Source organism: Flavobacterium sp., assembly GCF_036405015.1.
GTDB lineage: Bacteria > Bacteroidota > Bacteroidia > Flavobacteriales > Flavobacteriaceae > Flavobacterium.
Window position 1 is genome coordinate 1 of record NZ_DASWYK010000233.1, and the last position, 7487, is coordinate 7487.

6 protein-coding genes are annotated in these 7487 nt (G+C 33.1%); all 6 read right to left on the minus strand.

The features are described from left to right. Positions 1-2398, minus strand: a 2398-nt coding sequence (locus VGE71_RS20065; RefSeq protein WP_331139886.1) for a PAS domain S-box protein, incomplete at its 3' end; no start/stop codon positions are given. Positions 2399-2485: 87 nt separating this feature from the next. Continuing rightward, positions 2486-3283: a hypothetical protein gene (locus VGE71_RS20070; protein ID WP_331139887.1), complete on the minus strand. Its 798-nt coding sequence runs from the start codon at positions 3281-3283 to the stop codon at positions 2486-2488. A 121-nt stretch (positions 3284-3404) separates the two neighbouring features. Then, positions 3405-4733, minus strand: a complete 1329-nt coding sequence (locus VGE71_RS20075; RefSeq protein ID WP_331139888.1) for an aldehyde dehydrogenase — start codon at positions 4731-4733, stop codon at positions 3405-3407. Positions 4734-4809: 76 nt separating this feature from the next. Beyond that, entirely contained in the window at positions 4810-5499 is a 690-nt protein-coding gene (locus tag VGE71_RS20080) for an RNA pseudouridine synthase (protein WP_331139889.1), read from the minus strand. 152 nt (positions 5500-5651) lie between these two features. Further along, positions 5652-6470 carry a 3-methyl-2-oxobutanoate hydroxymethyltransferase gene (gene panB, locus VGE71_RS20085; RefSeq protein ID WP_144218887.1) on the minus strand — a complete coding sequence of 273 codons (819 nt, stop codon included), beginning with the start codon at positions 6468-6470 and terminating at the stop codon, positions 5652-5654. 222 nt (positions 6471-6692) lie between these two features. Beyond that, positions 6693-7487: L-serine ammonia-lyase (locus VGE71_RS20090; RefSeq protein WP_331139890.1), on the minus strand; the 795-nt coding region annotated here is incomplete at its 5' end.

The following is a 7487-nucleotide window of genomic DNA, read 5'->3' on the forward strand; positions in this document are numbered from 1 at the left end:
AATTTTTTTCTTTGGTACAATCATCAAAACCAATAAAACCAGTAAAAATATCATTGATATAAAGTGGTAAAATCAAAATAGATTTGATTTCATTATTGATTAAAAGTGTCTTGAAAAAACCTTCGTCTAAGTTGCGGGTTAGTGTATTCAGGATTTTTTTCTGTTGTGCCGCCTCATAGATTTCTTTCAGATTTTCTTCGGTCATATGACGCAAAGGCGTAATTTGATGTTCGATGCCTTCTCGAGACCATTTGTATTTCTGGCTTACAGTATTATAAATTGGATCTTTTTCGTAATAGTACATATGATCCACTTTTGCTGCTTTTCCAATAATATCGTAGGTTTCCTGGAACATTTGCTGTGTTGTTTTGCTAAGCAGGAATTTTTCTGTACACAAAGAAAGTGCAGACAAAAGCTGACTTTTAAATTCTAATTTTCTTTCTGCTTCCAAGCGCATTTGAGAAGAAATAGCAAGCGAAATTACATCTGAGATCGTTCGAGCATAATTGATGTCTTCATTATCCCATTCGCGTTTTTTTTCAGTGCTTTCAAAACAAACTACTCCAGCCAGTTGTCCTGTTAGAAAAATAGGAACATCCAACATCGATTTGATATTGTTCTTGGTGAAATATAATTTTTGAAATTCAGATGTTTCTAATTTATTGAAAACGTCGGGTGCATTAATAATAGCTTTGTTGCTTAAAGTCTCAAAATAAATTGGATAAGATTCTTTGTTCAAAATGTTTTTATCACTCAGGTTTTGATTATCAAGACTGAAAAGATTTTTGCAAGTAATTATGTCTTTATGATATTTCCAAAAGCTTACACGATTAGCGCGACTGATTAAAGTAGCTTCTTTTAGTATAAGATCGATAACAATATTTAGTTTGTCATACTTACTAAAGTCGGTTGTAGATAATCTTTTGGTTGAATTATTGTAGGCTTCGATTTTTTTAAGGCGCCTTTTTTTCTCTTTCTCAATGTTTTTTTTCTCGGTAATATCCCTAGCAATTCCAGAGAAACCTGTTGTGTGTCCGAGGTCATTTTTGCGAACGATAATTTTTTGTGAAATCCATATTTCTTCTCCATTTTTCTTTAAAATAGGAATTTCAATTACAGGATAATTATTGTCGTTAAGAACTAAATTTTCATAAAAGTCAGCAGCACTTTTGATGTAATGTTCATGAATGATATTAGAATAATGTTTTTTAATGATTTCATTTTCAGAATAACCAAGAATTGCAAAGCCAAATTCATTTATAAAAGTAAAATGACCTTCGGCGTCAATTTCAAAAATAATATCTGTTGCAGTCTGAATTAGATTTTTGTATTGATCCTGAACAATTATCTGCTCTGTTACATCCTGACCAATACTGATAATTAAATTGTCAGAGAATTTTTTATCTTTCCACTGAATGTATTTAAACTCTCCATTTTCGGTTTTTAATTTTCTAATATAAAGTTTGTTTTCAGGATTATTTACAGGATTCAATTTTTGAGTGAATTCAGTATCCTGAGTTAGTTCCCAGAATTTAAGCCCCATCACTTCTTCTGGCTGATAACCTAAAATAGCTGTAACGGTTTCACTGCAGAATAGAATTTCGCCTTTTTGATTTAAGGCAATTGTAAGTGAATTTCCTTTATGAACAATTTCATTTGTAAACCTAAAATTGTCACGATTGTTTAATAAAACAGCATATTTTACCTGATTGATAATGAAAATGAGAATACAGAAATTAATCAATAAAATGGAAGATTTTATCGGAATCAACTGAAAAGTTACTGTAGAAATTAAAAACAGAAAAGTAAGTCCGACAAAGAACCAATAAATTTTAATCGGTTTAAGAATGCTATAGGAAAAGAAAAAGGAAATTAAAAAAACGATCACCGGGACAACATCGCTGGAAAGCATCACAATATTGAATGCTACATAGGAGATGTAAATAAAGAAACAGAAAATAAAAATCTGCTGAATATGATCTCTAAACCATTTTATTCTATCGGTTATCGAATAAATTAAAAGAACGCCAACACCAATCGAGACATTTATAAATAAGAGACTTTTCGGCCTTATTTTAAAAATTTCATTAATGATTTCGATTACAATTACTGCAATGCCAAAAAAGAGAATATAAAGTTGATACTCCTTGCTAATAGTATCCTGTTCTTTCTTTTTTTCGATGAAATACCCAATTTTTGCTTTGATTTTAAAAAACTGGTAAACTAAAAGAGAGAGAAATGCAAAAAGAGATAATCCTAAGACAATAAGCTTAGGATTATTATAAAAAATGATATCAGAATTAAAGACATACCATGCGGTCATAATTGATTCTAAGGTATTACCAATATTGGAAATACCTGAAGTAACCGAATTAAAAAAACTATAGTCTGCGGCCATAGAATTTGGGTATGTTGGTTTAGTAAACTTCTTTTTGAAAAACCTTTAAGAGAATTGGTTAGTTTCTCTTAAAACATAATTTTCTGTTTAATCTAAATTCGATTTTCCAATTGAATCAATTGAATCCTCTTCTTCGGCATTTATACCGAAAATCCCGAAATAAGTAGCATAAATCATAGAGCTATTAAAAACCACAGTAAAGATAATTCCGATGCAACATCCGAAAATACCAATAAGCGAACCAATAAAACCTATGATGAAAAATGCAAATATGTTAAGCGGATTTTTGGTAACAATCGTAATACTCGATTTGATGGCGTCAATGGCACTTAAATTTCCAAATACGATTAATGGAATCGACAGATACATAAAATAAGAGACCATGAACGAAATTACATTTCCAACATATAAAATTTCGAAACTGTCAATAAAATTAGAAAGTGCAGTTCCTACAAGAGCAGGAATAAATGCTGCAACAAAAATTTGCGCAAAATAAGGTGCTTTGTAATAACTAAAAATAGTAGAAACATTAAATTGAATGTCTTTGTCTGCACAATCTGCCATTTTTAGAAAACCTGCACCAAACGGAGCTGTGATTCCTGCAATTGCAGAAACTACAAGAGTTTGTATGACCAGTTCAATCGAAGTGAATTGCTGGTTTTCTAAATCCATTAAAAAATCTCTGGTAAGACTTCCTATTCCAAAGTAAGCAATCATTATTCCCATAAAGGCCATTGCTGCAAGAATAGAAAAAACCAGAATGATAAGTCCAGAGTAAAGCGCTATTTTTTTATAATTTTCAAAGGCGTGATTAAAAACTGTAGCAAAATCAAGGGAATAGCCATTTTTTTTAATGTCCTCAATTTGGGCAAGGGTAGATTTCATTTTTTAAGTAAAATTGTTTTATTGACTAGTAATGATATACGGGTATCTTGACGTAAATATAGTATTTTTAATCAATTCCGTATAAAAATCTCTAAAACATTCTAAAATGATTCTAACGCATTTATATCCAGTCTAAAATTCGTTTGATAGAAGCCAATTTGTCTTTGTAAGGAGCATAACGCATAGGTAAATCGAGCCAATTTCCTTTTTTTACAATAGCTTTATGATGCGAAAATGTATCAAAGCTAAGCTGGCCGTGGTATGCGCCGATTCCACTTTGTCCAACACCGCCAAAAGGCAATCTTTTATTAGAAAAATGAACAACTGTATCATTAACGCAGCCACCTCCAAAAGAGTATTTTGAAATTAACTTTTTTATAAAGGAATTATTTTCACTAAAAATATAAAATGAAAGAGGTTTCTCATAACGACTGATGACGTTTTCGATGTCATTTTCATTTTCATAAATAAGAATTGGAAGAATAGGTCCAAAGATTTCTTCTTTCATTACCGGACTGTCCAAATCAGGTTCTTCAAGTAAAGTTGGAGCAATATAAAGTTTGCTCGCATCGCTTTCTCCTCCAAATAAAATATGCTCGTCCTGAATCATGTTGGTTAGACGATACCAGTTTTTGGTATTTATGATTCTGGCAAAATCTGGCGATTTGTCTATTTTTTTACCGTAAGCTTTAATAATTTCCTCAATTAAATAGGTAATAAAATTGACTTTCATATTTTTTTGAATCAATATGTAATCAGGTGCAATACAAGTTTGTCCTGCATTGATAAATTTTCCCCAAACAATCCTTTTGGCAGCAAGTTTTAAATCTGCCGTTTCGTCAACAACACACGGATTTTTTCCACCTAATTCTAAAGTAACAGGAGTTAGATTTTCTGCTGCTGCTTTTGCAACGATTTTGCCAACAGCAACACTTCCTGTAAAGAAGATGTAATCCCAGCGTTGTGCCAGTAATTTGTTTGAAACTTCGATACCGCCTTCAAAAACTTCTACATGATTGATGTGAAATGTTTTCTCTATAATTTTTGCGATTATAGCAGAGGTGTGTGGTGTAAGTTCAGAAGGTTTTAATGCTACTTTGTTTCCAGCAGCAACCGCAGCAATCAAAGGACATAAAGCTAATTGGAAAGGATAATTCCAAGGTGCAATGACTAAAACATGACCATAAGGTTCTTTGTAGATATAATCGCTGGAAGGAAAATTAAGAAGAGAAGGAAAAACACGCTTGGGTTTTGCCCAGGAATTCATGTTTTTGATGACATCTTTAAGTTCTGATATTACATAATGGGTTTCAGTAACAACAGCTTCAAATTCTGGTTTTTGAAAGTCATCGTATAAAGCTTTGATGATTAAATCTTCGCTTTTCTGAATGTTGTACAATAACTTTTTCAGTGTTTCTTTTCGATATCCGATGTCACTTTTATAATCCATTTTTTCGATCCGCTTGTTTTTTCTCTATGCAAGTTAATCGATAAAAATTTAAAAATTAACAATTAAATCATAAAAATCATACAGCATTCCAAATTGGATCGTCTGGAGTTGGGGCAATAATAGTGATATTTTCTTTTGAAACAGGATGTACAAAAGTCAGTTTTCTGGCGTGAAGATGAATTCCTCCATCGGGATTGCTTCTGTCTGCACCATATTTTAAATCACCTTTTATCGGGGATCCGATTGCGGATAACTGCGCTCGAATTTGATGATGACGCCCTGTATGTAAATTGATTTCTAAAGCCGTATAATTCTGAAGTTCTTTGATAATGGTGTAATCTAAACTTGCTAATTTACTATCAGGAACTTCTTTTAAATGCGCTTTCGAAGTATTGTTTTTTTCGTTTCTTTTTAAATAATGAACCAACTTCGCTTTTGCTTCTTTTGGTTTGTTTTTTACAACAGCCCAATATGTTTTTTTAGTCTCACGATTACTAAACAGCTCATTCATGCGGGATAAAGCTTTACTTGTTCGGGCAAAAACTACAATTCCCGTTGTAGGTCGATCCAAACGATGAATGACTCCCAAAAAAACATCTCCAGGTTTGTTGTATTTAACTTTGATATATTCTTTCACAATATCAGACAAAGGTTTGTCGCCCGTTTTATCTCCCTGTACAATATCACCAACACGTTTGTTAACCACAATAATGTGATTGTCTTCGTGTAATATTTGTAAGTTGTCTTTATTAGAAATGATTTTCATTAAAAGAATTTTAGATTTCTGATTTTAGATTTAAAAATTGGGCTAAAGCCTTTGATATTGTTGTAAAAAGAACCTCCAGCTAAAGCTGGAGGCAATTATCTCTGTTCCTTTGAGCCTAAAAAACTTTAGAACCTTAGCGCCTTAGCACCTTTTTAATATTGTTCTTTTTCGTTAGGGAAATCACTAGATTTTACATCCGCTGCATATTGACCGATTGCTTTTGTCATTTCTTCGTAAAGATTTAGGTAACGACGTAAGAAACGCGGACTGAACTCGTTATTCATTCCCAACATATCGTGAATTACTAAAACCTGACCATCAACGCCGCCTCCGGCTCCAATTCCGATTACGGGAATCGAAATACTGTCGGCTACTTTCTTAGCAAGATCTGCAGGAATTTTTTCTAAAACAACAGCAAAACATCCGATTTTTTCTAACATTTGTGCGTCTTCGATTAATTTTTCAGCTTCTTCCTCTTCTTTTGCGCGAACACTGTAAGTACCGAATTTGTAGATAGATTGTGGTGTTAAACCTAAATGTCCCATAACAGGAATTCCGGCATGTAATATTTTTTTAATAGATTCTTTAATTTCTTTTCCACCTTCTAATTTCACAGCATGTCCGCCACTTTCTTTCATTATTCTGATAGAAGAACGTAGCGCTTCTTTTGGATCTGATTGGTAACTACCAAAAGGTAAATCTACCACAACCAAAGCTCTTTCGACAGCACGAACTACAGATGAAGCATGATAAATCATTTGATCTAGCGTAATTGGCAATGTCGTTTCGTGACCCGCCATAACATTTGATGCAGAATCACCAACCAAAATTACATCAACACCTGCTGTGTCAACAATTTTAGCCATTGTATAATCATACGCAGTAAGCATAGAGATTTTTTCTCCATTGCTTTTCATTTCAATTAATGACTTTGTTGTGATTCTTTTATAATCTTTCTTTGCTACTGACATTTTATTTTTTTTTGATATTGTAAAAGTATTGAATAATTGTAAAACAGGAATCAGCAATAATAGAATATTTCGACCGAGAATAATCCTTCGGTTTTAAAATCTAATTGAAATTGACTGTTTTTCATTATGATAGAGTGGGTATGTTTTGTTTTTAAAGAACTTTAATAAATGAATCGAATTTTCAATGAAAGCTTTTTCAGACAGGTAAAGGAACTTTATTTCTTAACAATCGGCCATGTTTACCGCAATTGCAAGTCCGCCTTCTGATGTTTCTTTATATTTTGAATTCATATCTTTTGCAGTTTCCCACATGGTATTAATTACTTTGTCTAAAGGAACTTTCGCATTTTTAGAATCCGTTTCTAAAGCTAATTCTGCGGCATTAATCGCTTTAATGGCTCCCATAGTATTTCTCTCTATACACGGAATCTGAACCAAACCGCCAATTGGGTCGCAAGTCAAACCAAGATGATGTTCCATTGCGATTTCGGCGGCCATTAAAACCTGAGCAGGAGTTCCGCCCATTAATTCGCAAAGTGCCGCCGCCGCCATTGATGACGAAACGCCAATTTCTGCCTGACAACCTCCCATCGCAGCTGAAATAGTCGAACCTTTTTTAAAGATACTTCCAATTTCTCCTGCAACCATCAAAAATTGTTTGATTTCTTTCTCGCCTGCATTGTGGTTTTCGATTACCATATAATACATTAAAACGGCTGGAATTACACCTGAACTTCCATTTGTAGGAGCTGTTACAACACGTCCTAAAGAAGCATTTACTTCATTCACTGCAAGTGCAAAACAACTTACCCATTTTAAAATCTGGCGGAATTTAACTTCGGTTTTTCTAATTTCTTCCAACCAGCTTTGCGGATCGGTATAATTAGACAATCCGATCAAGTTTTGATGCATATCAAAAGCTCTTCTTCGAACATGAAGTCCGCCGGGAAGAATTCCTTCAGAATGACAACCAATGTACATGCATTCTAACATCGTATTCCAGATACGCATTAATTC